The sequence below is a fragment of the Azospira sp. MPR-LB4 genome, from assembly GCF_058809525.1.
Genome location: NZ_CM179521.1, coordinates 88,134 through 113,132, shown reverse-complemented (window position 1 = coordinate 113,132; position 24,999 = coordinate 88,134). Strand labels below are relative to the sequence as shown.

Here is a 24,999-nt window from a genome sequence, read left to right as displayed (position 1 = left end):
ACGCTCTCCTGACGCTCCGCCATGCCTGCCTTTCTCCGCGCCCTCAATTCCCGCAATTACCGGCTCTATTTCGTCGGCCAGCTGATCTCCCTGGCGGGGACGTGGATGCAGCAGATCGCCATGGCCTGGTTGGCCTACCGGCTTTCCAATTCGGCTTTCGTGCTGGGCAGCGTGGGCTTTGCCAGCCAGATTCCCATCCTCTTTTTTTCTGCCTTCGCCGGGGTGTGGAGCGACCGGGTGGACCGGCGGCGCCTGCTTCTGCTGAGCCAGAGCCTTTCCATGGTGCAGGCCCTGGTGCTGGCGGTGCTGGCCTGGCTGGAGTGGATCACGCCGGGGCTGCTGATTTTCATGGCCCTCTGCCTGGGTTGCATCAATGCCCTGGACGTACCGGCGCGGCAGGCCATCGCGGTACAGCTGGTGGACGACAAGGAGGATCTGCCCAACGCCATCGCCCTCAATTCCTTCCTCATGAACGCGGCCCGCTTCGTCGGCCCGGCCCTGGCGGGGTATCTGGTGGTGCTGATGGGGGAGGCGGTGTGCTTCCTGCTCAATGCCCTCTCCTACCTGGCAGTGCTGCTGGCTCTCTCGGCCATCCGCCTGCCGGCCCAGGGCCCCAGTCGGCCGGCGCCGGCCCTGGATGCGCTGAAGGAGGGCATCCGCTATGTGCGCGGGCATGGCCCGATCCGGCGCTCCCTGCTGCTGGTCTCCTGCATCAGCTTCCTGGCCACGCCCTATGCGGTGATGATGCCCCTCTTCGCCAGGGAGATTTTCGGCGGCGACGCGGGCACCTTCGGCCTGCTCATGGGCTGCGCCGGCGCCGGCTCCCTGGTGGCCAGCTTCTTCCTCGCCAGCCGGCGCGACACGGGCGGCCTGGAAGGCAAGGTGGCCCTGGCCGCCCCGGCAGTGGGTGCCGCCCTCACCTGCTTCGCCCTCAGCCCCTCCCAGCAGGTGGCCTACCCCATCATCATGAGCATCGGCTTTTGCGTCATCATCACCATCGCCGGCAGCAACACCCTGATCCAGACCCGGGTGAACAACGCCTACCGGGGCCGGGTCATGGCCATCTTCTCCATGGCCTTTCTCGGCATCGCGCCCCTGGGCAGCTTCATCGTCGGCAGCGTCGCCCATCAGGTGGGCATCCGCCCCACCCTGGCGGCCTGCGGCCTGCTGACCCTGGCGGCGGGGCTGGTTTACCGCCGCCTGACCCGGGCCGTCTCAGCCCAGGAGCCAGTTGAGCAGGCCGCCGCCGAGCACCAGATGGACAAAGAGGGCGGCGCCCAGCAGCAGCGGCCGTAGGCCGGCCCGGCCCATGCGGGCCAGGGTGGTCTCCAGGCCCAGGGCGGCCATGGCGGCCGTCAGCAGCACCATGCCGCACTGGCGCAGGGCCGCCACCGCCCCTTCGGGCAGCAGTTGCAGGGAATTGACCCCGGCCAGCAGGATGAAGGCCACGGCAAACCAGGGCACCGCAACCGGGCTGCGGCGGGACGCCCCCTCCGCCTCGGCCCCGCCCCGCCGCGCCAGATAGGCGCCGAGCAGGAGCAGGAAGGGCACCAGCAGCAGCACCCGGATCATTTTCACCACCACCGCACCACGGGCCACCTCCGGCCCCAGGGCATCGCCGATGGCCACCACCTGGGCCACTTCATGCACGGTGGAGCCGACGTAGCGGCCGAAGTCCAGATGCTGGGGGCCGATCCAGGCATACAGCAGGGGATAGAGGCCCATGGCCAGGGTGCCGAAGAGCACCACCGTGCCCACCGCCACCGCCGTCTTTTCCGCCGTGCGGGCTTCGTCCAGGCGCAGCACGGGCACCGTCGCCACCACCGCCGCGGCGCCGCAGATGGCGCTGCCGGCGGCGGTGAGCAGGGCCGTCTCCCGGTCCAGACCGAGCAGGCGGATGCCGATGAAACAGCCCAGGGCCAGGGTGGAAGCCACCAGCAGCACGTCCGCCAGCAGGCCGGCACTGCCCACGGCGACGATCTGCTGCCAGGAAAGGTTGAAGCCGTAGAGGGCCACCCCGGCCCGCAGCAGGTTGCGCTGGGCCAGCCCCAGGCCGGCGCGGCGGGCACCCTGGGCCAGGGCCGGCCAGCCGTTGCCAAGCACGGCACCGATGAGGATGGCCAGGGTCAGGGAACTGGCGCCGTAGCGCACCAGGCCGGCGCCCTGGGCCAGCCCCAGGGCCGCCACGCTGATGGCGGCCGCCAGGGCCAGGCCGGGAATCCACTGTCTCCACTGCCGCAGGTTTGCCATGGGTTTCTTTCACGAAAACGAACCTGGCGAACATTAGCCTCCGCTCATACAATAGGTAAAACCGATAATTCTTATTCAACACATCAGCCAAGCCGATGAAAATCACCCTGCGCCAACTGGAAGTCTTCGCCGCCGTGGCCAGCCACGGTCACGTCACCCGGGCCGCCGAGGCGGTGGCCCTGACCCAGTCCGCCGCCAGCATGGCCCTGGCGGACCTGGAGCGGCAGCTCTCGGTGCAGCTCTTCGACCGGGTGGGACGCCAGCTGCTGCTCAACGAGGCGGGCCGGCAGCTGCTGCCCCGGGCCCAGCAGGTGCTGGATCAGGTGCGGGAGATCGAGGCCGGTGCCGCCGGGTCCGCCGCCTTCGACCTGCACCTGGGGGCCAGCCTGACCATCGGCAACCACCTGCTGCCGCCCCTGGTGGCGGAACTGCAGCGGCGCCATCCCCAGGGCCGGGTGCGCCTCTCCCTGCACAACACGGAACAGGTGCGGGCCGACCTGCTGGCCTTCCGCATCGACCTGGGCTTCGTCGAAGGGCCGGTGCAGGAGCCCCGCCTGCGGCGCTTTTCCTGGCGCCCGGACCGGCTCCAGGTCTTTGCCCCGGCGGGCCATCCCCTGGCCGGCGGCACCGCCACGCCGGCGGACCTGGCCGGGGCCGGCTGGGTGCTGCGGGAGCGGGGCTCGGGCACCCGGGAGGTGTTCGACCGGGCCCTGGCCAACGCCACCCTGACGCCCCGGGTGGCCCTGGAACTGGAACAGCCGGAGGCCATCCGCCAGTGCGTGCGGGCCGGCCTGGGCCTGGGCTGCCTTTCCCGCCTGGAGCTGGAGGATGCCTTCCAGGCCGGCTGGCTGGCCCCGGTGGCGGCCCCCTTCCTCAACCTGGAGCGGGACCTGCAGGTGCTGGTCCATGCCGACCGGCACCTGAGCCCCGGGCTCCTGGCGGTGCTGGCCCTGTGCGGCATCGAGATTTGACCCGCATCAGAAAACGGGCGGCGCCAAGGCCTATGATGGAGACATCGTCCATCCATTGAGGAGAAGCGTCATGGCCCAGATGATGAAAGCCGCCGTCGTCCACGAATTCGGCAAGCCCCTGGTGATCGAGGAAGTGCCCGTGCCCGAGGTGCCGCCCGGGCAGGTGCTGGTCAAGGTGGTGGCCTCCGGGGTCTGCCACACCGACCTCCACGCCGCCGACGGCGACTGGCCGGTAAAGCCTTCCCTGCCCTTCATCCCCGGCCATGAGGGGGTCGGCTACGTGGCCGCCGTCGGCGCCGGCGTCACCCACGTCAAGGAAGGGGACCGGGTCGGCGTCCCCTGGCTGCACACTGCCTGCGGCCATTGCGAACACTGCATAACCGGCTGGGAAACCCTCTGCGATTCCCAGCAGATGACCGGCTACACGGTGAACGGCGGCTATGCCGAATACGTGCTGGCCGATCCGGGCTATGTCGGCAAGCTGCCCGACACCCTGGAATTCGCCCCCGCCGCCCCGGTGCTGTGCGCCGGCGTCACGGTGTACAAGGGGCTCAAGGTGCTCGAATGCAAGCCCGGCGATTGGGTCGCCATCTCCGGCATCGGCGGCCTCGGCCACATGGCGGTGCAGTACGCCAAGGCCATGGGCTTCCACGTCATCGCCGTCGATGTGGCGGACGAAAAGCTGGCCCTGGCCAAGACCCTGGGCGCCGACGTCACCCTCAACGCGGCCCGGGTGGATCCGGTGGCGGAGATTCAAAAGCAGATCAAGGGTGCCCACGGCATCCTGGTCACCGCCGTCTCCCGCAGCGCCTTCGGCCAGGCCCTGGGCATGCTGCACAAGCGCGGCACCATGTCCCTGGTGGGCCTGCCCCCCGGCGACTTCGGCCTGCCCATCTTCGACGTGGTGCTCAACGCCAAGACCGTGCGCGGCTCCATCGTCGGCACCCGCAAGGACCTGGAAGAAGCCCTGGCCTTTGCCGGCGAGGGCAAGGTGAAGACCCACTACAGCACCGACCGGATCGAGAACATCAACGACATCTTCGGCCGCATGAAGGCCGGCCACATCGACGGCCGCATCGTGCTCAACATCTAGCCGCGCCAGTACCAGGGCAACGGCTGCCAGGCCGGCTCCTCCGAGCCGGCCTTTTTCATGGCCGCCCGGGCGGCCCTAGGCGCCTTTCGTTGCCTCCGCCGCCCGCGCCTCCTCGGCCCGGTGGATGAGGCGCTTGCGCCGCTGCACCAGGTTCTGCAGCTGGGTCAGGCCGTAGAGCAGGGCCTCGGCGGTGGGCGGGCAGCCGGGAATGTAGATGTCCACCGGGATGATGCGGTCGCAGCCCCGCACCACGGAGTAGGAGTAGTGGTAGAAGCCGCCGCCGTTGGCGCAGGAGCCCATGGAGATGACGTAGCGGGGCTCGGCCATCTGGTCGTAGAGCTTGCGCAGGGCCGGGGCCATCTTGTTGGTGACGGTGCCGGCGACGATCATCAGGTCCGCCTGGCGCGGGCTGGCCCGGGGCATCATGCCGAAGCGGTCCATGTCGTAGCGGGAGGCGGCGGCGTGGATCATTTCCACGGCACAGCAGGCCAGGCCGAAACTGAGATACCAGAGGCTGTTGCTGCGCACCGCTTCGGTCAGGGTGTCGACCTGGGTCAGCAGATAGCCGTCGCCGTACAGGGTGGGAGCGTGTTGCACCGTTTTCTCCAGACAAGGGAAACGGTGGGCAGTCTAGGCAGGGGCGAACAGCCTGGCTTGTACGGAGTCGACATCGTCGGGCAGGAAGAGATCGCGGAAGTCCCGCTGCCCGAAGCGGTACAGCCAGTAGCCTGGATCGCCGGCGGCCACGGCCCGCAGCAATTCCCCCGGGGAGGCGCCAGCCATCTCACGGTAGTCCCGGTCCATGTGGGCCTGGTCGTAGTAGCCGAAGTCCTGGGCGATGCGGGTCAGTTCGCCCCGTGCCGGCGGCCGGGTCTGGAGGCGAGTCAGGGAGAAGCCGAAGCGGGCCATGCGCCGCAGTTCCCGCAGGTTGGCGCCGTAGCTGTAGGCCACCCGGCGCTCCAGCTGGCGCAGGCCGATACCCATGCGGGCGGCGATATGGCGGGCCGGCTGGAAGATTTCGGGGGAAGCGGCGAGCAGGTCCGCCAGCCGGCCGGGATCACGCCCGGGCCGCAGGCTGAGGCGCAGCAAGTCTTGCACCGCCGCCGCCCACACTGCCGGGTCGTCGCTGTCATCAAAGATCTCCAGCAGACGGGCCACCCGGGTCGGGGGCAGGACCTCGTCCAGCGGGATGATGCGGTCCCGTACCTCCCCCACCCCCGGGCCCAGGGCCTCGGCCATGAAGCCCTGGCGGAACATGATGGAGAGAAAAACGGAACCGGGCCGGGCCTGGGTATCCCGGGCCTCCAGGTAGGGTCCCACCAGGCTGGCCCGGGGCACCGGCTGCAGGCTACCGTCGGACAGGCGTAGGGCGCTGCCGCCCCGGGCAAAGAGCAGAATATTGGGACTGAGGGTGGAAGGCAGATGAGAGAGACAGCCGTCCAGGGGCATCACCAGGATGTGGTAGATCCAGGGAGCCAGTTCCGGATGGGGCGCCACCACCAGGGGCATAACCATGGGCCGAACCTTCATGCAAAGGGAATTGCCCGCCAGTCTAGCGCAGCCGCCGGCCGATGAAAAAAGTGGCACCGGGAATAGCCGGCCGGGACCGGCCCCGGCCGTGCCTGTCAGCGGCACCGCCACCAGGCATGGCCACCTTGCCGGCCACCCCACGGCACCACCTGGAGAGGCTTATCTGGTGCGGCTTCTGGCGGCGCAATGGGGCCGCAGGGCCGCGGGGGCGGCCTCAGGGGGCCGGCTGGGGGTGGGGCATGGGCCGCGCAGCGTGGCGCGGCCTGGCGGGGCGGAACGAGAGGGCGGCCGGCCGGTTCCCCCACACCGCATCGGCCCACAGCCGGGTGAAGATGCAACGGGCTTCTTCGATCATCCGGGTCATGGCTGGCTCCTTCACGGTGGTGGCATCAAACGTGAATCCACCTTAGCAAGGGGCGGCGGCGCAAGCCAATTGAATCGGGAAATAGTCCTTATAGCCGGCCTGCATCGCCGGCCTGTGGCACCTGCCCACGCGCCCTGAAGGAGGGAGCCGGCCCTGGCGGCCCACGGCGCTCAGGCCCCCGGCCGGTCCCGGGAGGGAAGGCGCCACAGCCACAGGCACATGAAAAGGCCGAACGCGGCCAGGCCGGCCTGGGCCCAGGGATTTTTCACCACCAGCAGGATGGAGGTGGAAAAGGTCAGGGCCATCAGCAGCACCCCGGCCCGCTTGGCCCGGTAGGGAATGGCCCGGTGCCGCCGCCATTCCAGGATGGGCGGGCCGAACAGGCGATGGCCGGTGAGCCAGCGGTAGAAACGCAGGGACGCCCGGGCATAGCAGGCGGCGGCCAGCAGCATGAAGGGTGTGGTCGGCAGCAGGGGCAGGAACAGGCCCACCACCCCCAGCACGACGCACAGGCTGCCGGCGGCGATGAGCAGGCCCCGCACCAGGGGCGAGGCATGTTCCACCACCTCGGCGGCGGCCTGCAGTTCCGCCGGGGTGACCGCGCCCTCTGCCGCCAGGGGCTCCATCCCCTGCCCCGGATCGCCCATGGGCTCAGGCCTCCCCTGCCCCGCGCTCCCCGTGGCCGGCCACGTCTTCCACCGGCTCCTTGCCCGGCTTGGGCTTGGCCGGGCTTTCCTTGGCCTTGCTCCTGCGCGGCGCCTTGGGCTTTTCCGGCGGGCCGTGGCGCTGCTGGGCCAGTTCCATGAGCTGGGTGGCCACCTTGCCGCTGACGCTGTCCGGGGCCACCTCGCCCTTGGCATCTGGAGTGCCCGCCGGCAGGCCGGTGAGCAGGGCCATGGCCTCATCCACATGGCGCACGGCGAAGACGTGGAAGTCGCCGCGGCGCACCGCCGCCACCACGTCGGCCCGCAGCATCAGGTGGGAAACGTTGGCAGCGGGAATGATCACCCCCTGCTTGCCGGTCAGGCCCCGGGCCTGGCAGATGTCGAAGAAGCCTTCGATCTTTTCATTGACGGCGCCGATGGGCTGGACCTGGCCCAGCTGGTTGAGGGAGCCGGTCATGGCCAGGGACTGGTGCAGGGGCAGCATGCCGATGGCCGACAGCAGGGCGCACAGCTCGGCCAGGGAGGCGCTGTCCCCGTCCACCTCGCCGTAGGACTGCTCGAAGACCAGGCTGGCATTGACCGAGAGGGGCACCAGGCGGCCGAAGCGGTTGGAGAGGAAGCCGGAGAGGATGAGCATGCCCTTGCTGTGCAGGGGGCCGCCCAGTTCCGTTTCCCGTTCGATGTCCATGACGTCGCCGTCGCCCATGCGCACCGCGGCGGTGACCCGCATGGGGTGGGCAAAGGTCAGCTCGCCCATGTCGATGGCGGCAAGGCCGTTGATCTGCCCGATTTCCATGCCCTCGGTGGCGATCATGAATTCGCCGTTGAGGATGGCCTCCTGCTGCCGCTCCCGTACCCGGTCGGCGCGCCGCACCTGGGCCGCCAGGGCCCGCTCCAGATGCTGGCGGTCGATGTCGGGAGCGCCGTCCTTCTCCGCCATCCAGTCCGCCTCCCGCAGCAGGTCGGCCAGCACCCGGGTACGGGTAGTGAGCTTGCGCGAATCCTCGGCCAGGCGGGCCGCCCGTTCGATGGTCCAGGCCGTGGCGGCCCGGGTCAGAGCCCGCAGCTGATCGCGGCGGGCCAGGGTGGCCAGCAGGCGGGCGTAGAGCAGCGCATTCTCCGGGCCCCGCACCACGTCGTTTTCCAGGTCCGCCGCCACCTTGAACAGGGCGCCGAATTCCGGGTCCATTTCCGAGAGCAGGTAGTAGGTGTTGCGATCGCCCACCAGCACCACCTTCACGTCCAGGGGCATGGGCTCCGGCTCGAGCTGCTGGGTGCTCTGCAGGCCGAAGAGGTCCTCCGGCGATTCCAGGCGCAGGCGCTCGGCCTGCAGGGCCCGCTTGAGTCCTTCCCAGGCGTAGGGCTGGGTCAGCAGCTTGCCCGCATCCAGCACCAGGGCGCCGCCGTTGGCCCGGTGCAGGGCGCCGGCCCGGATCAGGGTGAAGTTGGAAACCCACATGCCCATGTGGGCGGTGTGTTCCACCCGGCCCAGCAAGTTCTGGAAGGTGGGCAGACTCTCGCACACCACCGGCCGGCCGCTGGTGCCGCTGTTGTCCACCAGCAGATTGACCAGGTAGCGCTGCAGGGAAATGCTGCCGGAGAAGAGCAGGGTTTCCATCTCCCCCTCGCCCTTCTGGGATTCCCGCAGGTTGTCGCCGGTTTCCACCACGTCGTGCAGCACCGCGTCGAGGAAGGCGCTCACTTCCGCGAGGTCGGCATAGGCGGGCTTGAGTTCTTCGATCTCGTGGCCCACAGCCAGGCGCAGGGCCTCCCGGGAGATGTCCTTGACCTTGGCCTGCAGCTCCCGCTGCCAGCGGGGGAACTGGCTGACCAGGTCCTGCAGGCGCGGCTCGTAGGATTCGATGATGGCGTCCAGCTCCTCCTGGCGCTCCTTGGGCAGGGCGTCGTACTCCTCCTCGCTCATGGTCTCGTCCTCGCTCTTGGCGGGAACGAAAGTGAAGCCTTCCTCGGTGGACAGCAGGGCCACGCCCTTGCTCATGGCCTCCCGGCCAAGAGTACGCAGGGCCGTGTCCTCCCGCTTCTTGGCCTCGCTTTCCAGGGCATTGAGGCGGCGCCGGTAGTCGTCGCTCTCGAAGGCGGCGGTGAGGGCCGGGGCCAGGCCCGAGACGAAGTTCTGCATGTCCTCCCGCAGCTTGCTGCCGCGGCCAGCGGGCAGCCTCAGCAGGCGCGGCCGGGTCGGCTCCTGGAAGTTGTGCACATAGCACCAGTCCCAGGCGGCATCGCCGTTGCCGCGATGGCGGAACTGGGTGTCCAGCACCCGGTGCACCAGGGCGTGGCGGCCGCTGCCCGGCTCGCCGAGGACGAACAGGTTGTAGCCGTGGCGGGGAATGTCGAGACCGAAGCTCAAGGCCTCCACCGCCCGGGGGTGGGCGAATTCCTCGGCCAGATCGTCCAGTTCGGCGGTGGTGGCGAATTCCAGCAGGCTCTCGGAACAGGGCGTGAACAGGCGCTCCGGAGGCAGGCGGCAGGGATGTTGGCGAAAATCGGTCATGTTCTTCTTGGTTGTTGTGTTCCGCCGCCGGGGCTGCGGAAAAAAAGGAAAGCCGGGACTACTTGATCTCTTCCACCAGCAGCCAGACGGTCCGGTTGTCGCGCACGTCCTGGGTGGACAGGGTGCTGTTGGCCCGGTCGCGTCCGCTCGATTCCTGGCCCAGGCCGCCGAGGGCGATCCACTCGCCCAGGCGGCCGGAGACGGAGGTGCTGAGGCGCTGGATATTGGCGCTGCCGGGGCCGTAGCTGCCCGGGGTGTCGTTCTGGGGGCTGATTTCCAGGGTCACCCGATCCCCCGCCAGATGGGGCTCGGCATAGAAGCCCTGGCCCAGGTCCCGGTACACCGTGCTCTCGGTCACCACCACGCCATTGGGACCGAGCACGGCCTGGCGCAGGGGCACCGGCACGGACTGGCCCATCTGGATGAAGGCCCGCCCCCCTTCCATCACCTGCACCATCTGCCCGGCGGAACTGCTGCGGGTGCTGCGGGTGTCCACGATCTCCGTGGTCACGCTGGAGCCGCCCCGCTGGATCTGCACGCTGCCGCCGCCGCTACGGCCGAGGCTGCCGCTGCCGTTGAGGGTGCCGGCGGCCCCGGGGGACTGGATGATGCGCACATTGCCGCCCAGGCCCACGTTGCCGGAGACGCCCACGTCCCGGCCCCGGCTGTCCAGGTCCCGGTTCTGTGTGACCCGGATGCGCAGCATGCGCGGCGGCGTGTCGATGGAGGCCAGCACCTGCTTCAGCTGCTCCCGGTTGCGCCGGCTGCCCTTGATGATGAGCTGGTTGTTCATGCCCGACACCGCGCCGCCCGGCTCCACCAGGGGCTGCAGTACCGGCAGCACCTGGTCCACGGTGCGGCTCTTGAGGGGCACGATCTCCACTTCCTGCTGGGCCCAGGCCATGGAAAACATCCCCAGGAACAGGCCCAGGGCGAGCAACGGAACCAGCAGCAGACGCTTCACGGCAGACCTCCAATGATCGGCACGGCAGGAAAGGGGCGGCACCAGTGTCGCCCCGCCCTCCCGAAAACTCAAGCCAGATGGGGCAAGGCCAGGTAGTCCCGGGAACGCATTTCCACCAGGCGGCTGACGGTGCGGAAAAACTCGCCGGCGTGGGTGCCCTCGGTGTACAGCCCTTCCGGCTCGCACTCGGCGGTGGCAATGAATTTGACCTTGGCGTCGTAGAAGATATCCACCAGCCAGGTGAAGCGCCGGGCCATGTCGCGCTGGGTGGAATTCATGCGGGGCAGACGGGAGACCAGCACCGTGTGGTAGGCCCGGGCCAACTCCAGGTAATCGTTCTGGGAACGGGGGCCGTCGCACAGGGCCTGGAAGTCGAACCACACCACCCCGGCGGAGCGGCGCAGCACGGGAATCTCCCGGCCCAGCACCTCGATGCTGCCGCCGGCCTGCCCTTCCCCGCCGGCCAGCTCCCGGAAGTAGTCGGCCATCTTGGCCTCCGCCGCGTCGTCGGCCGGATAGTGGTAAATCTCCACCTGCTCCAGGGTACGCAGGCGGTAGTCGATGCCCGCCTCCACCTGCACCACGTCCAGCTGCTGCTTGAGCAAGGCGATGGTGGGCAGGAAGTTCTGCCGCTGCAGGCCGTTGGGGTAGAGGTTCTCCGGCGGGTAGTTGGAGGTCATCACCAGCACCACCCCCTTGGCAAAGAGCTTCTCCAGCAGGCGGCCCAGGATCATGGCGTCGGCGATGTCGGAGACGTGGAACTCGTCGAAGCACAGTACCCGGGTCTCGGCAGCAATGCGCCCGGCCAGGATGGCCAGGGGATCGGTCTCGCCCTTGAGGCTTTCCAGGTCCTTGTGCACCTGCTGCATGAAGCCGTGGAAGTGGATGCGCTTCTTGCGCTTGTAGGGCACGGAGTCGTAGAAGCAGTCCATGAGGAAGCTCTTGCCCCGCCCCACCCCGCCCCAGAAATAGACGCCCCGGGGCACTTCCAGGCGGGAATTGAACATCTTGTAGAGCTTGTTGCGCCGCGCCGCCTTGAAGGCCACCAGCTCGTAATAGAGCTTCTGCAGCCGCTCGGCCGCCGCCTTCTGGGCCGCATCGGCAGTGAATCCGCGGGAGGCCAGCAGGGCCTCATAGGCATCGAGCATGCCGCGCTCGGGAACGTTGAGGGTACGGTGGGGCATGGGGAATCCGTCGGGAGCACCTCGGGGGGTGCGATGTTGTTGTGGCGCCTGGCAGCCTGAAAGGATCGGCGCGGAAAGGCGTCTATTTTAAAACATCGGCCGGGCACGGCCCAGCCTTGGCTTAAGTTGGTCAGCGAACGACCAGAATTCAAGCCACCTGAAAGCAGTCATATAATGCCATTGGCACACTATGCGAGTGCTTGGAAGGCCTCCCACCAATCCGCCTCACGCGGCGCCCCTCACCACTACATTCGATACAACGGAGCACCAGATGAAGCTCAAAATCCACTTATGTATTGTTTCAGCAGTAGCAGCGCTCCTGTTTGGATGCGGGATGGCTTCGGACGTCATGGAAACACAGAAAAAGTCAGATGCCATCGCATCGGCACTTGAAAAGGAGATCGGTGTTAAGCCTCAGATTGCCTGGGAAATCCAGAATGGAACGCTCGCTCATATCAACGTGCAGTTTCCGGTGGATGGCGTCGCAAATCTCCCCATAGGCGAGCTTGTCAGCAAGGTACGTACTGCGGTGACCACGAGCTTCGACAAGCCCCCCCAGCAACTGGTGGTATCCACCTTCTCACAACCATGAGACTGAAAGTCGAGCCAATCCTTCCTCCGGCCCCGTGCAGCAAGCTGAGCTGGCCCGCTGAATTCAAACCTATATGACCATCCACTTTCCGCTGTTGGCTGCTTTCATTTGAGAGCGGAAGGAGACCAAAAAGAAAAAGGCGAGGAGCAATCCTCGCCTTTTTTTGTCTGCACCGGGTCGCAGCCCGGATGCTTTCCGCTTAGAAGTGCAGCGGGCGCTTGTCGCAGGCCAGGGCGGCTTCGTGCACTGCTTCCGACAGGGTCGGGTGGGCGTGGCAGATGCGGGCCAGGTCTTCGGAGGCGCCGCCGAACTCCATGGTCACCACGGCTTCGGCGATCAGTTCGGAGGCATTGGGGCCGATGATGTGCACGCCCAGGATGCGGTCGGTCTTGGCGCAGGCCAGCATCTTGACGAAGCCGGTGGGGTCGCCCATGCCCAGGGCCCGGCCGTTGGCCAGGAAGGGGATCTTGCCGGCCTTGTAGGCCACGCCGTCAGCCTTGAGCTGCTGTTCGGTCTTGCCGACCCAGGCGATCTCGGGGCTGGTGTAGATGACCCAGGGGATGGTGTCGAAGTTGCAGTGACCGGCCTGGCCGGCCATCAGTTCGGCAACCATGACGGCCTCTTCCATGGCCTTGTGGGCCAGCATGGGGCCGGACACCACGTCGCCCACGGCCCAGACGCCGGGCAGGTTGGTGCGGCAGTGGCCGTCCACTTCGATCTGGCCGCGCTCGTTGAGCTTGAGGCCGATCTTTTCGGCGTTGAGGCCGTCGGTGTTGGGCACGCGGCCGACGGAGACGATCAGGCGCTCCGCATCCAGCTTCTGTTCCTTGCCATCCTTGTCGGTGTAGGCGATGGAAACGCCCTTCTTGCTGACCTTGGTCTCGCCCAGCTTGACGCCCATCTGGATGTTGAGGCCCTGCTTGGTGAACAGCTTGAGGGCTTCCTTGGCCACGTCCTGGTCGGCGGCGGCGAGGAAGTCGGGAGAGGCTTCCAGGATGGTCACTTCGGAACCCAGACGACGCCACACGGAACCCATTTCCAGGCCGATGACGCCGGCGCCGATGATGGCCAGCTTCTTGGGCACGGACTGTTGTTCCAGGGCGCCTTCGTTATCCAGCACGATCTTCTGGTCCACGGCGATGCCGGGCAGATGACGGGCCTTGGAGCCGGTGGCGACGATGACCTGCTTGGCCTCGACGACTTCGTCGCCGACCTTGACCTGCCAACCGGCGCCGCCCTGACCGACGAAGGAACCGTGGCCATTGAGCTGGGTGACCTTGTTCTTCTTGAACAGGCCCTTGATGCCGGAGGTAAGCTGGGTCACCACGGCGGTCTTGCGGCCGATCATGGTGGGCACGTCGATCTTGGGTGCGCTCACCTGGATGCCCTGGGCGGCGAAGGCGTGGCCGGCTTCCTCGAACAGGTGGGAGGTGTGCAGCAGGGCCTTGGAGGGAATGCAACCCACGTTCAGGCAGGTGCCGCCGAGGCGGGGTTCGCCCTTGGGATCGGCGTAGGGATTGGATTCGCAGCAGGCGACGGAGAAGCCCAGCTGGGCGGCGCGGATGGCAGCCACATAGCCGCCGGGGCCGCCGCCGATGACGAGAACGTCGAATTGTTTGGACATGGTCAGAACCTTTCGTTCATGAAAAGAACGCAGAGGGCGAAGGCTGGTGGCCCCGCGGCTCTGCGTTCCTTGGATCAGTCAGTCAATGCGCATTAAACGCCGAGCAGCAGGCGGGCGGGATCTTCCAGGGCTTCCTTCATGGTCACCAGACCCAGCACGGCTTCGCGGCCGTCGATGATACGGTGGTCGTAGGACATGGCCAGGTAGTTGATGGGGCGCACCACCACTTGACCGTTCTCGACCACGGCGCGGTCCTTGGTGGCATGGATGCCGAGGATCGCGGACTGGGGCGGGTTGATGATGGGGGTGGAGAGCATGGAGCCGAACACGCCGCCGTTGGAGATGGAGAAGGTGCCACCGGTCAGTTCTTCGATGGAGATCTTGCCGTCCTTGGCCTTCTGGCCGTATTCGGCAATCTTCTTCTCGATGTCGGCGATGGACATCTGGTCGGCATCACGCAGGATGGGCACCACCAGCCCGCGGGGGGAGCCCACGGCGATACCGATGTCGATGTAGCCGTGATAGACGATGTCGTTGCCATCGACGGAGGCGTTCAGGATCGGGTACTTCTTCAGGGCAGCCACGGCTGCCTTGACGAAGAAGCCCATGAAGCCCAGACGCACGCCATGTTCCTTCTCGAACTTGTCGCCGTACTGCTTGCGCAGGGCCATGACCGGGGCCATGTTCACTTCGTTGAAGGTGGTGAGGATGGCGTTTTCGTTCTTGGACTGCAGCAGGCGCTCGGCAATGCGGGCGCGCAGGCGGGTCATGGGAACGCGCTGCTCGGGACGGTCACCCAGGGGGATGGACACGGCAGGGGCAGCCACGGCGGGCGCGGCGGCCTTGGCCTGGGCGCCCACGGCGTCTTCCTTGGTGACACGGCCACCACGGCCGGTGCCGGAGACGTCGGCGGCAGCGATGCCCTTCTCGTCCAGGATCTTGCGGGCGGCGGGGCTGGCGGTGCCGGCAGCAGCAGCCGGAGCAGCGGCAGCAGCCACCGGGGCCGGCGCGGCAGCGGCGGGAGCAGCGGCGGCAGCCGGAGCGGCGCCGGCGGCGGCCTTGGCCTCGGTGTCGATCTGGGCGATGACTTCGCCGGAAACCACGGTGTCGCCGTCGCCCTTGATGATCTTGACGATCACGCCGGCATCGGGAGCGGGCAGTTCCAGGACCACCTTGTCGGTTTCGATATCGATGAGGTTCTCATCGCGGCTGACAGCTTCGCCTGCCTTCTTGTGCCAGGACACCAGGGTGGCTTCGGCAACGGATTCGGACAGTTGCGGGACTTTGACGTCGATAATCATGATCTACGTTTCCTTTGTCTCTCGGTTTTAGTTCAGTTTGCCCAGTGCTTCTTCCAGCAGGGCTTTTTGTTGCTCCACGTGCTTGGCCAGGTAACCCACGGCCGGCGCAGCAGCAGCAGGACGGGCCACCACGTGCAGGGTCTGACCCTTCTTCAGGGCGACTTGCAGGCGGTGAGCCTTGGCGTACCAGGCACCCTGGTTCAGGGGCTCTTCCTGGCACCACACCAGTTCCTTGGCGTTGGGGAACTTGGACAGTTCCTCATCGAAGCGCTTGTCGTCGAACGGATACAGCTGCTCGACGCGCAGGATGGCGATGTTCTCCAGCTTGCGTTCCTTGCGGGCGGCCACCAGGTCGTAATAGACCTTGCCGGCGCAGGCGATGACACGGGTGACCTTCTTCGCTTCCAGCTTCTCGGTTTCGCCGATGATGGTCTGGAAGGTGCCGTTGGCCAGCTCGTCCAGGGAGCAGGAAGCGCTGGGGTTACGCAGCAGGGACTTGGGCGTCATCACCACCAGGGGCTTGCGCTGCTTGCGCACCATCTGGCGACGCAGCAGGTGGAAGATCTGGGCGGCGTTGGAGGGGTAGCAGACTTCCCAGTTGAACTCGGCAGAGAGCTGCATGTAGCGTTCCAGGCGGGCGGAGGAGTGCTCCGGACCCTGGCCTTCGTAGCCGTGGGGCAGCAGCAGGGTCAGACCGCAGGCACGACCCCACTTGGCCTCGCCGGAGCAGAGGAACTGGTCGATCACCACCTGGGCGCCGTTGGCGAAGTCGCCGAACTGGCCTTCCCACACCACCAGCTCATTGGGCTCGGCGGTGGCGTAGCCGTATTCGAAGGCCAGCACGGCCTCTTCGGACAGCACGGAGTCGAAGCTCTGGAAATTGCCCTGGTCTTCCTGCAGGTTGGCCAGCGGGATGTAGGAACCGGCGTCCCACTTTTCCCGGTTCTGGTCGTGCAGCACGCCGTGGCGGTGGAAGAAGGTGCCGCGACCCACGTCCTCGCCGGAGATACGCACGCCGTAGCCCTGGGCCAGCAGGGTGGCGTAGGCTAGGTTCTCGGCCATGCCCCAGTCCACCGGCAGCTTGCCCTCACCCATCTGGGCCCGGTCTTCGATGATCTTCTTGACGCGGGAGTGCATGGTGAAGTTTTCGGGAATGGCGGTCAGGCGCTTGGCCAGACGCTGCAGTTCCTTCTTCGGCACCTTGGTGTTGCCGAGCTCGGTGTACTTCTTGTTGGTGTAGGGCGCCCAGTCGTTGGCGTGCTGGCGCTTGTAGTTGGACAGCACGGGGTCGGACAGCAGCTTGCCCTGGTCCAGGGCGGCGCGGAAGTCCTTGATGATCTGGTCGGGACCGTCGGCAGAGAGCACGCCCTGGGCCACCAGCTTGTCCGCGTACAGCTTGCGGGTGCCGGGGTGGGCCTGGATCTTCTTGTACATCAGGGGCTGGGTGACCATCGGCTCGTCCTGCTCGTTGTGGCCGAGCTTGCGGAAACAGATGATGTCGATGACCACGTCCTTCTTGAAGGTCTGACGGAATTCCAGGGCCAGCTGGGTGACCAGGGCCACGGCTTCCGGATCGTCGCCATTGACGTGGAAGATCGGGGCTTCGACCATCTTGAAGATGTCGGAGCAGTACAGGGAGGAACGGTAGTCCCGGGGATCGGAGGTGGTGAAGCCGATCTGGTTGTTCACCACGACGTGCACCGTACCGCCGGTGCCGTAGCCGCGGGTCTGGGAGAAGTTCAGCATTTCCTGGTTCACGCCCTGGCCGGCAACGGCGGCATCGCCGTGGATCAGGACGGGCAGGATCTGGGCCTTGGCCGCATCGTCACCGCCGCGACGACGCTGGCGGGCATAGACGGAGCCTTCCACCACCGGGTTCACGATTTCCAGGTGGGAGGGGTTGAAGGCCAGGGTCAGGTGCACCGGACCGTGGTCGGTGGACACATCGGAGGAGAAGCCCATGTGGTACTTCACGTCGCCGGAGGACAGGTCCTGGGCCTTCTTGCCTTCGAACTCGTCGAACAGCATCTTGGGCGCCTTGCCCAGGGTGTTCACCAGCACGTTGAGGCGGCCGCGGTGGGCCATGCCGATGACGATTTCCTGGACGCCGGTGGCGGCACCGGTGCGGATCACTTCGTCCATGGCGACGATGAGGGACTCGCCGCCTTCCAGGGAGAAGCGCTTCTGACCCACGTAGCGGGTGTGCAGGTAGCGTTCCAGGGTCTCGGCCACGGTGAGGCGGTCGAGCAGGCGCTTCTTGCGCTCGGGCGTGTAGTTGCCATTGCCGCGGCTGGGTTCCAGGCGTTCCTGCAGCCAGCGCTTCTGGGCAATGTCGCTCATGTACATGTATTCGACGCCGATGGAACCGCAGTAGGTTTCCTTCAGCGCCTCAATGATCTGGCCCAGGGGAGCGCGATCGGCGCCGAACTGGAAGGAGCCGGTATTGAAGGGCTCGTTCAGGTCGGCGGGCGTGAAGCCGTAGAAGGACGGCTCCAGTTCCTGGATTTCGGGGCGTTCCTGGCGCTTGAGCGGGTCCAGATTGGCCCAGCGGTTGCCCAGGAAGCGGTAGGCATTGATCAGCTGCAGGACGGCAACCTGCTTCTTGTCGTCACCGGCGGCCACCACGGTACGCACCGGACCCCGCTTGCCCTGTTCGGCAAAGGCGGCGATCACGGGGAAGTGGGGAACATCGCGGGCAGCGGCACCCGGCTGCTGGGCCAGCTTGTCGAAGTATTCGCGCCATTCGTCGGGAACGGACGCGGGATTGTCGAGGTAGTTCTCGTACAGCTCCTCCACGAACGGGGCATTGCCGCCGAAGAGGTAGGAGGTGCCGAAGTTTTGCATCATCATGGCAATCACCTGTGGTGTGGTTTTATTGTTGGAACGTCTGTCTCTCACTGCAATCGGCGAATTTTCCGCCGACCATTGAAAAAAAGGGCGGCCACGCCGCCCCTTTTCTCGTCTTACTTACGGCTGGCCAGCGGCGCGACGTCGCGCTTGGCGGCGCCGATGTACAGCTGACGCGGACGACCGATCTTGTATTCCGGATCGGTGATCATCTCTTCCCACTGGGTCATCCAGCCCACGGTACGAGCCAGGGCGAAGATGCAGGTGAACATGGAGGTGGGGATGCCGAGGGCCTTCTGCACGATGCCGGAGTAGAAGTCCACGTTCGGGTAGAGCTTCTTCTCGACGAAGTAGGGATCTTCCAGGGCGATCTTTTCCAGTTCCATGGCCAGCTTGAACAGGCGATCGTTTTCCAGGCCCAGTTCCTTCAGAACGTCGTTGCACACCTGGCGCATCAGCTTGGCGCGGGGGTCGAAATTCTTGTAGACGCGGTGACCGAAGCCCATCAGCTTGAAGGAGTCGTTCTTGTCCTTGGCGCGGGCGATGTATTCGCCGACGCGGGAGACGTCGCCGATCTCTTCCAGCATCTGCAGGCAGGCTTCATTGGCGCCGCCGTGGGCAGGGCCCCACAGGCAGGCGATACCGGCGGAGATGCAGGCGAAGGGGTTGGCACCGGAGGAGCCGGCCAGACGCACGGTGGAGGTGGAGGCGTTCTGCTCGTGGTCGGCGTGCAGGGTGAAGATGATGTCCAGGGCACGGACCAGCACGGGGTTCGGCTTGTAGGTCTCGCAGGGGGTGCCGAACATCATGTGCATGAAGTTGGCGGTGTAGTCCAGGTCGTTGCGCGGGTACATGAACGGCTGACCGGTCGTGTACTTGTAGGCCATGGCAACGATGGTGGGCATCTTGGCGATGATGCGGTTGAAGCTGATGCTGCGATGCTCGGCATCGGAGAAGTCCATGGCTTCATGGTAGAAGGCGGACAGGGCACCGACCACACCGACCATCACGGCCATGGGGTGGGCGTCGCGGCGGAAGCCGCTGAAGAACTTGGCCAGCTGTTCGTGCACCATGGTGTGGTTCTTGATGGTGTCTTCGAAAGCGGTCTTCTGGGAAGCGTTCGGCAGTTCGCCGTTCTTCAGCAGGTAGGCGACTTCCAGGAAGTTGCAGTTTTCGGCCAGTTGCTCGATGGGATAGCCGCGGTACAGCAGCTCGCCCTTGTCGCCATCGATGAAGGTAATCTTGGATTTGCAGCTGGCAGTGGACAGGAAGCCGGAATCGTAGGTGAAGAGACCGGTTTTGCCGCCCAGGGTACGAATGTCGATACAGTCGTTGCCGTGGGTGGGAGACATGATCGGGAAATCGACCGGCCCTTGGCCTTCGATATTGAGAGTAGCCTTGCGTTCGCTCATTTTGCAGCCCCTGTGGTGGTGGTTGTCATCACTACTTTTTTAGCGAAGGACGAGGCGCCATGGTGGCGCCCCTTCCTTACTCAGCACTTACGCAATTTGGCCAGTACGGCAGCCTCATGCGGGTCGGAAAGTTCCTTGCCCCCAACAATCAGGCCAAGGAAATCCCAATCTTCTAATTCCGCCAGCTTTTTGAAGGCTTCGACCTCCGGTTCCGTCAGCTTGTCGAATTCCTGGTCGAGGAATTTGGTCAGCGTCAGGTCCAGCTCCAGGAGGCCGCGGCGGATGCAGCGCCAGCGAAGGCGCTCGTATTCAGCACGATCCATTAAACAGCACGCCGAACCATCATTTCCTTGATCTTGCCGATGGCCTTGGTGGGGTTCAGGCCCTTCGGACAGACATCAACGCAATTCATGATGGTGTGGCAACGGAACAGGCGATACGGGTCTTCCAGGTTGTCCAGACGTTCATTGGTGGCCTGGTCGCGGGTATCGGCGATGAAGCGGTAAGCAGCCAGCAGGCCGGCCGGACCGACGAACTTGTCGGGGTTCCACCAGAAGGACGGGCAGGAGGTGGAGCAGCAGGCGCAGAGGATGCACTCGTACAGGCCGTTCAGCTCTTCACGCTCTTCCGGAGACTGCAGACGCTCGCGCTCAGGAGGAGGATCGTTGTTGATCAGGTACGGCTTGATGGAGTGGTACTGCTTGAAGAACTGGGTCATGTCCACGATCAGGTCGCGCACCACGGGCAGACCGGGCAGGGGCCGCAGCACGATGGGCTGGGGCAGCTCGTCCACGTCGGTGAGGCAGGCCAGACGGTTCTTGCCATTGACGTTCATGGCGTCGGAACCGCACACGCCTTCGCGGCAGGAGCGGCGGAAAGCCAGGGAATCGTCCTTGACCTTCAGGCGCACCAGGGCATCCAGCAGCTTCTTGTCGGACTGTTCCAGTTCGACGGTGATGTCCTGCATGTAAGGTGCGTTGTCCTTATCCGGATCGTAGCGATAGATCTTGAATTGAACGGTACGTTTGGTATTGGCGCTCATTTGCGTAATTCCTTCCTGGCCTTAGTAGGTCCGCTTGGCGAGAGCGATGGACTCGACGTCGGCAGACATCGGCTGCAGGTTCACCGGCTTGTAGTCGAGGCGGTTGCCTTCGGAGTACCACAGGGTGTGCTTGAGCCAGTTCTTGTCGTCGCGGCCGGCCGGGGTCTCGGCGGTATCCAGGGCATCGTCCCGCACGTGGGCGCCGCGGGATTCCTTGCGGGCTTCGGCGGAGATCATGGTGGCCTTGGCCACTTCGATCAGGTTGTCCAGTTCAAGGGCTTCGGTACGGGCGGTGTTCCAGACCTTGGACTTATCCTTGATCTCGGTGGTCTTGGCCCGTTCGGCGACCTTCTTGATTTCCTCGACGCCAGCCTTGAGCAGGTCGTTGAAGCGGAACACGCCGGCATGCTTTTGCATGGTGCGCTGCATGGCCAGACGAACCTCGTGCACGCTCTCGCCGTTCTTCTGGTTGTCCAGACGGGCGATACGGGCCAGGGAAACGTCGGCGGCGTTGGCCGGCAGGGGCTTGTGGGCGCGGGGATTGCCCTTCAGGTCTTCCACCACGGACTCGCCGGAGGACTTGCCGAAGACCAGCAGGTCCAGCAGGGAGTTGGTGCCCAGGCGGTTAGCGCCATGCACGGAAGCGCAGGCGCACTCGCCGGCAGCGTAGAAACCGCCCACGGGAACGGACTTCTCGTCGCCCTTCGGCACAATGACCTGGCCCTTATAGTTGGTCGGAATACCGCCCATCTGGTAGTGGCAGGTCGGCACCACGGGGATCGGGGCCTTGATGGGATCCACACCGGCAAACTGGATGGAGATTTCACGAATGCCGGGCAGGCGCTTCATGATGGTCTCGGGGGACAGGTGGGTAATGTCCAGCAGCACGTGATCCTTGTCGGGACCGCAGCCGCGGCCTTCATTGATCTCGGTCACCATGGAACGGGACACCACGTCGCGGGAGGCCAGATCCTTCAGGTTGGGGGCATAGCGTTCCATGAAGCGCTCGCCGGAAGCGTTGCGCAGAATGCCGCCTTCGCCGCGCACGCCTTCGGTGATCAGCACACCGGCACCGGCCACGCCGGTAGGGTGGAACTGCCAGAATTCCATGTCTTCCAGGGGGATGCCGGCACGGGCAGCCATACCGACGCCGTCACCGGTGTTGATGAAGGCATTGGTGGAAGAGTAGTAGATGCGACCGGCACCGCCGGTGGCAAAAATGGTGGCCTTGGCGTGGAAGATGTGAACTTCGCCGGTTTCCATTTCCATGGCGGTCACGCCCAGCACGTCGCCATCTTCGTCACGGATCAGGTCCAGGGCCATCCATTCCACGAAGAACTGGGTGTTGGCCTTGACGTTACGCTGGTACATGGCGTGCAGCATGGCATGACCGGTACGGTCGGCAGCGGCACAGGAGCGGTTCACCGGCTTCTCGCCATAGTTCTGGGAGTGGCCGCCGAAGGGGCGCTGGTAGATCTTGCCGCTGTCCAGACGGTCGAAGGGCATGCCGAAGTGTTCCAGTTCCACGACCACTTCGTTGGCCTTCTTTACCATGAATTCGATGGCGTCCTGGTCACCGAGCCAGTCGGAACCCTTGACGGTGTCGTACATGTGCCAGTGCCAGTTGTCCTCGGTCACATTGCCGAGGGAGGCGGCCACGCCACCCTGGGCGGCAACCGTATGGGAACGGGTGGGGAACACCTTGGACAGCACGGCGGTCTTGAGGCCGGCTTCGGAAACTTGCAGAGCGGCGCGCAGACCGGCACCGCCGGCACCCACGATCACCACATCATACTTATGCACGGGGATAGTCATTACTTACAGTCTCCACAGAATCTGAGTGGCCCAGCCGGCGTAGCCGAGCAGGGCGAAAATGGTCAGGACATGCAGCACCAGGCGGATGCCGGTGGGCTTGACGTAGTCCATCCAGATGTCACGCACGCCGATCCAGGCGTGGTAGAACAGGGAGAGGAAAAACAGGAAGGTAATGAACTTCATGAAGCCGTTGGCGAACAGGCCGCGCCAGGCTTCGTAGGTGTTGGGGCCGATAGCGCCGACGGCGGCCAACAGGATGACGGAATAGACGGCCATGATGACGGCCGTGGCGCGCTGGGCAATCCAGTCCTTCAGGCCGTAATGGGCGCCAACAACAATGCGATTTACCATAGCAGGGCAACTCCCAGGATGACGGTCAGCGCGATGCTGACGGCGAAGACGATCTTGCTGGTCAGACGGGCGGATTCGAGATCAACACCCATGTGCACATCCAGGAACAGGTAGCGGATACCGGCACAGAAGTGGTGACAGAAGGCCCACAGCAGGCCCAGCAGGATGATCTTGACCAGGGGATGGGCTGCGACGGCCTTGAAGGTGGCAAACGACTCGGGCGTCGCCAGGCTGCTTTGGAACAGCCACAGCAGCAGGGGCAGACACAGGAACAGGCCGGCGCCGCTGACGCGGTGGAGAATGGAAAGAATACCCGGTAGGGGCAGGCGGATCGTTGTCAGGTCCAGATTTTTCGGACGCTTCTTTTTGATACTGAGTTCTGCCATGAACGTCATCCCTCTTGCTTGTTGCGAAACGGCGACTGAACTGCCACCGCACCCTTATGAAAGTTATAAATTATAGTGTTTTTCGACTTCCCTTTGTTTCCGAATTTCCGTTGCCGCCGACCTCCTTGCCTCAGCCTAGTTCATTCAGATAATGGTGTTTCTGGGTCGAGTAAAAGCCGCGACGCCACTCGACCGGCTTGTTGCCGTAGGTAAATGCCACTCGCTCCACTAGCAGCAGGGGACTACCTTCCGGCACCCGCAGCAAATCCGCATTGCTCTTGTCCGCAGCCACGGCACGAATGCGCTCTTCGGCGCGGATCATGCGCACGCCGTAACGGGACTCGTACATGCTGTAGAGGGATTGATCGCTGCCCTTGAGGATTTCCAGGGAGAGATCGGGAAAGAGATCGCTGGGCACATAGATTTCGTCCAGCACCACCGGCTCGGCATCAAAGCTCAACAACCGGCGGACGATGGTGATGGGCTTGCCGACTTCGAGACCGAGAACCCGCGCCACATCCTGACCGGCCTTGGCACGCCAGCATTCGATGGGTTCGCTGTGGGATTGCTGCAGGCCGCCTTCGTTGGGAACGAGGCGCAAAAAACGGAAGAAGGAACGGGGGTCGTTGTGGGTGGCGACGAAAGTGCCCTTGCCCTGACGGCGCACCAGGAGATTTTCGGCAGCCATCTCGTCGATGGCCTTGCGCACCGTTCCCTGACTCACACCAAAGCGCAACGCCAGCTCGGATTCGCTGGGAATGGCATCGCCGGGACCCCATTCCCCCGCTTCCAGGCTACTCATCATCAACTCCTTGATCTGACGATACAAAGGGCTGAAGGTGGGCGACAGTGACGTAACTTGGCGGGTCATAATCTGGTTATTTCAGCACAAAAAACGTCAATAGTCTATTCTAATACTTACATCTTATATAAGACATAAGTTGCAACATTGACACCCCGGAAACGAGGGCATACTATTTCAAAGCTTGGCGCGGAGAGCCTGCGCCGGCGACGAATTCACGAATTTTGTTCAACGACTGTACTCACAGGAGTCGCACCATGTCCAAAGCCCCCATGCGCGTAGCCGTTACCGGCGCCGCCGGCCAGATCGGCTACAGCCTGCTCTTCCGCATCGCCTCCGGCGAAATGCTCGGCAAAGACCAGCCCGTCATTCTGCAGCTGCTCGATCTGCCGCAAGCCCAGCAGGCCGTCAAGGGCGTGATGATGGAACTGGAAGACTGTGCTTTCCCGCTGCTGGCCGGCATGGTTGCCACCGACGACCCCAACGTCGCCTTCAAGGACGCCGACGTCTGTCTGCTGGTGGGCGCCCGTCCCCGCAGCAAGGGCATGGAGCGTGCCGACCTGCTGACCGCCAACGGTGCCATCTTCACCGTTCAGGGCAAGGCCATCGCTGAAAACGCCAAGGAAGACGTGAAGGTCCTGGTGGTGGGCAACCCCTGCAACACCAACGCCTACATCGCCGCTTCCGCCGCCAAGAAGGTTGGCCGCACCAACCCCCGCAACTACCACGGCATGCTGCGCCTGGACCACAACCGCGCCCTGTCCCAACTGGCTGCCAAGACCGGCCGCGCCGTTTCCTCCTTCAAGCAGATGGTCGTCTGGGGCAACCACTCCCCCACCATGTACGCCGACTACCGTTTCGCCACCTCCAACGGCGACAACGTCAAGGACCTGGTGAACGATGCCGTGTGGAACAACGACGTCTTCCTGCCCACCGTGGGCAAGCGCGGCGCCGCCATCATCGAAGCCCGGGGCCTCTCCTCCGCCGCTTCCGCTGCCAATGCCGCCATCGACCACGTGCGTGACTGGGTCCTGGGCTCCGACGAATGGGTCACCATGGGCGTGCCCTCCGACGGTTCCTACGGCATTCCCGAAGGCGTCGTGTACGGCTTCCCCTGCGAGTGCAAGAACGGCGACTACAAGATCATCCAGGGCCTGGAGATCGACGAGTACAGCCGCGGCAAGATGAACGCCACCCTGGCCGAGCTCGAAGAAGAGCGCGCTGCCGTGGCTTCCATGCTGTAAGCAACAGCAAGCCACTTGCTGCAAAGGCCGCGGTAAAATGCCGCGGCCTT

23 protein-coding genes are annotated in these 24,999 nt (G+C 65.1%); 5 read left to right on the top strand and 18 right to left on the bottom strand.

Annotated elements, in window-relative coordinates:
- The first annotated feature begins 21 nt into the window (after positions 1-21).
- Positions 22-1,296 (top strand): MFS transporter, encoded by a 1,275-nt coding sequence (locus AC3QLZ_RS00515; protein ID WP_014237288.1) that lies wholly within the window; start codon positions 22-24, stop codon positions 1,294-1,296.
- On the opposite strand, the gene AC3QLZ_RS00510 is transcribed toward AC3QLZ_RS00515, so the two are convergent.
- Positions 1,216-2,250 (bottom strand): YeiH family protein, encoded by a 1,035-nt coding sequence (locus AC3QLZ_RS00510; protein ID WP_014237287.1) that lies wholly within the window; start codon positions 2,248-2,250, stop codon positions 1,216-1,218. The genes AC3QLZ_RS00515 and AC3QLZ_RS00510 overlap by 81 nt on opposite strands.
- Positions 2,251-2,345: 95 nt before the next feature.
- On the opposite strand from AC3QLZ_RS00510, the gene AC3QLZ_RS00505 reads away from it, so the two are divergent.
- Together AC3QLZ_RS00505 and adhP are read left to right on the top strand one after the other, a co-directional pair.
- Complete coding sequence (locus AC3QLZ_RS00505; RefSeq protein WP_014237286.1) at positions 2,346-3,221, top strand: LysR substrate-binding domain-containing protein; 876 nt, start codon at positions 2,346-2,348, stop codon at positions 3,219-3,221.
- 70 nt (positions 3,222-3,291) lie between these two features.
- On the top strand, positions 3,292-4,314 hold the full coding sequence (gene adhP / locus AC3QLZ_RS00500) for an alcohol dehydrogenase AdhP (RefSeq protein WP_014237285.1): 1,023 nt from the start codon (positions 3,292-3,294) through the stop codon (positions 4,312-4,314).
- Between the two features lie 75 nt (positions 4,315-4,389).
- Here adhP and AC3QLZ_RS00495 read toward each other — a convergent pair whose 3' ends face one another.
- The 7 genes from AC3QLZ_RS00495 to zapE form a co-directional block, all read right to left on the bottom strand.
- Positions 4,390-4,893, bottom strand: coding sequence for a NuoB/complex I 20 kDa subunit family protein (locus tag AC3QLZ_RS00495; RefSeq protein ID WP_235832431.1), 504 nt, complete (start codon positions 4,891-4,893; stop codon positions 4,390-4,392).
- A gap of 51 nt (positions 4,894-4,944) precedes the next feature.
- Positions 4,945-5,829 (bottom strand): AraC family transcriptional regulator, encoded by an 885-nt coding sequence (locus AC3QLZ_RS00490; RefSeq protein WP_014237283.1) that lies wholly within the window; start codon positions 5,827-5,829, stop codon positions 4,945-4,947.
- A 229-nt stretch (positions 5,830-6,058) separates the two neighbouring features.
- Positions 6,059-6,208, bottom strand: a complete 150-nt coding sequence (locus AC3QLZ_RS00485) for a hypothetical protein (protein WP_014237282.1) — start codon at positions 6,206-6,208, stop codon at positions 6,059-6,061.
- Between the two features lie 170 nt (positions 6,209-6,378).
- Entirely contained in the window at positions 6,379-6,855 is a 477-nt protein-coding gene (locus tag AC3QLZ_RS00480; RefSeq protein ID WP_014237281.1) for a YbaN family protein, read from the bottom strand.
- A gap of 4 nt (positions 6,856-6,859) precedes the next feature.
- Positions 6,860-9,385 carry a Lon protease family protein gene (locus AC3QLZ_RS00475; protein ID WP_014237280.1) on the bottom strand — a complete coding sequence of 842 codons (2,526 nt, stop codon included), beginning with the start codon at positions 9,383-9,385 and terminating at the stop codon, positions 6,860-6,862.
- A 58-nt stretch (positions 9,386-9,443) separates the two neighbouring features.
- Positions 9,444-10,349 (bottom strand): secretin N-terminal domain-containing protein, encoded by a 906-nt coding sequence (locus AC3QLZ_RS00470; protein ID WP_014237279.1) that lies wholly within the window; start codon positions 10,347-10,349, stop codon positions 9,444-9,446.
- Positions 10,350-10,417: 68 nt separating this feature from the next.
- Positions 10,418-11,533, bottom strand: a complete 1,116-nt coding sequence (gene zapE / locus AC3QLZ_RS00465; RefSeq protein WP_014237278.1) for a cell division protein ZapE — start codon at positions 11,531-11,533, stop codon at positions 10,418-10,420.
- A 271-nt stretch (positions 11,534-11,804) separates the two neighbouring features.
- On the opposite strand from zapE, the gene AC3QLZ_RS00460 reads away from it, so the two are divergent.
- The gene (locus tag AC3QLZ_RS00460; RefSeq protein WP_014237277.1) at positions 11,805-12,125 is read left to right on the top strand and encodes a hypothetical protein; all 321 of its coding nucleotides are present in this window, start codon (positions 11,805-11,807) and stop codon (positions 12,123-12,125) included.
- A 199-nt stretch (positions 12,126-12,324) separates the two neighbouring features.
- Here the strand turns inward: AC3QLZ_RS00460 and lpdA are convergent, their stop codons facing one another.
- The 10 genes from lpdA to AC3QLZ_RS00410 form a co-directional block, all read right to left on the bottom strand.
- Positions 12,325-13,749 carry a dihydrolipoyl dehydrogenase gene (lpdA, locus tag AC3QLZ_RS00455; protein WP_014237276.1) on the bottom strand — a complete coding sequence of 475 codons (1,425 nt, stop codon included), beginning with the start codon at positions 13,747-13,749 and terminating at the stop codon, positions 12,325-12,327.
- Positions 13,750-13,841: 92 nt separating this feature from the next.
- Positions 13,842-15,050 carry a 2-oxoglutarate dehydrogenase complex dihydrolipoyllysine-residue succinyltransferase gene (odhB, locus tag AC3QLZ_RS00450; protein ID WP_014237275.1) on the bottom strand — a complete coding sequence of 403 codons (1,209 nt, stop codon included), beginning with the start codon at positions 15,048-15,050 and terminating at the stop codon, positions 13,842-13,844.
- A 27-nt stretch (positions 15,051-15,077) separates the two neighbouring features.
- On the bottom strand, positions 15,078-17,900 hold the full coding sequence (locus tag AC3QLZ_RS00445; protein WP_014237274.1) for a 2-oxoglutarate dehydrogenase E1 component: 2,823 nt from the start codon (positions 17,898-17,900) through the stop codon (positions 15,078-15,080).
- Between the two features lie 113 nt (positions 17,901-18,013).
- Positions 18,014-19,309 (bottom strand): citrate synthase, encoded by a 1,296-nt coding sequence (gene gltA, locus AC3QLZ_RS00440; protein ID WP_014237273.1) that lies wholly within the window; start codon positions 19,307-19,309, stop codon positions 18,014-18,016.
- 80 nt (positions 19,310-19,389) lie between these two features.
- Positions 19,390-19,632, bottom strand: coding sequence for an FAD assembly factor SdhE (locus tag AC3QLZ_RS00435; RefSeq protein WP_014237272.1), 243 nt, complete (start codon positions 19,630-19,632; stop codon positions 19,390-19,392).
- The gene (locus tag AC3QLZ_RS00430; RefSeq protein ID WP_014237271.1) at positions 19,632-20,351 is read right to left on the bottom strand and encodes a succinate dehydrogenase iron-sulfur subunit; all 720 of its coding nucleotides are present in this window, start codon (positions 20,349-20,351) and stop codon (positions 19,632-19,634) included. Before AC3QLZ_RS00430 ends, AC3QLZ_RS00435 begins: the two co-directional genes overlap by 1 nt.
- A 21-nt stretch (positions 20,352-20,372) precedes the next feature.
- Complete coding sequence (sdhA, locus tag AC3QLZ_RS00425; protein ID WP_014237270.1) at positions 20,373-22,166, bottom strand: succinate dehydrogenase flavoprotein subunit; 1,794 nt, start codon at positions 22,164-22,166, stop codon at positions 20,373-20,375.
- A 3-nt stretch (positions 22,167-22,169) separates the two neighbouring features.
- Complete coding sequence (sdhD, locus tag AC3QLZ_RS00420) at positions 22,170-22,517, bottom strand: succinate dehydrogenase, hydrophobic membrane anchor protein (RefSeq protein WP_014237269.1); 348 nt, start codon at positions 22,515-22,517, stop codon at positions 22,170-22,172.
- Positions 22,511-22,903 carry a succinate dehydrogenase, cytochrome b556 subunit gene (gene sdhC, locus AC3QLZ_RS00415; RefSeq protein WP_014237268.1) on the bottom strand — a complete coding sequence of 131 codons (393 nt, stop codon included), beginning with the start codon at positions 22,901-22,903 and terminating at the stop codon, positions 22,511-22,513. Before sdhC ends, sdhD begins: the two co-directional genes overlap by 7 nt.
- 130 nt (positions 22,904-23,033) lie before the next feature.
- Entirely contained in the window at positions 23,034-23,774 is a 741-nt protein-coding gene (locus AC3QLZ_RS00410) for a GntR family transcriptional regulator (protein ID WP_014237267.1), read from the bottom strand.
- 188 nt (positions 23,775-23,962) lie between these two features.
- Between AC3QLZ_RS00410 and AC3QLZ_RS00405 the strand changes: the two genes are divergently transcribed.
- Complete coding sequence (locus tag AC3QLZ_RS00405; RefSeq protein WP_014237266.1) at positions 23,963-24,949, top strand: malate dehydrogenase; 987 nt, start codon at positions 23,963-23,965, stop codon at positions 24,947-24,949.
- The last annotated feature ends 50 nt before the right edge of the window (positions 24,950-24,999 follow it).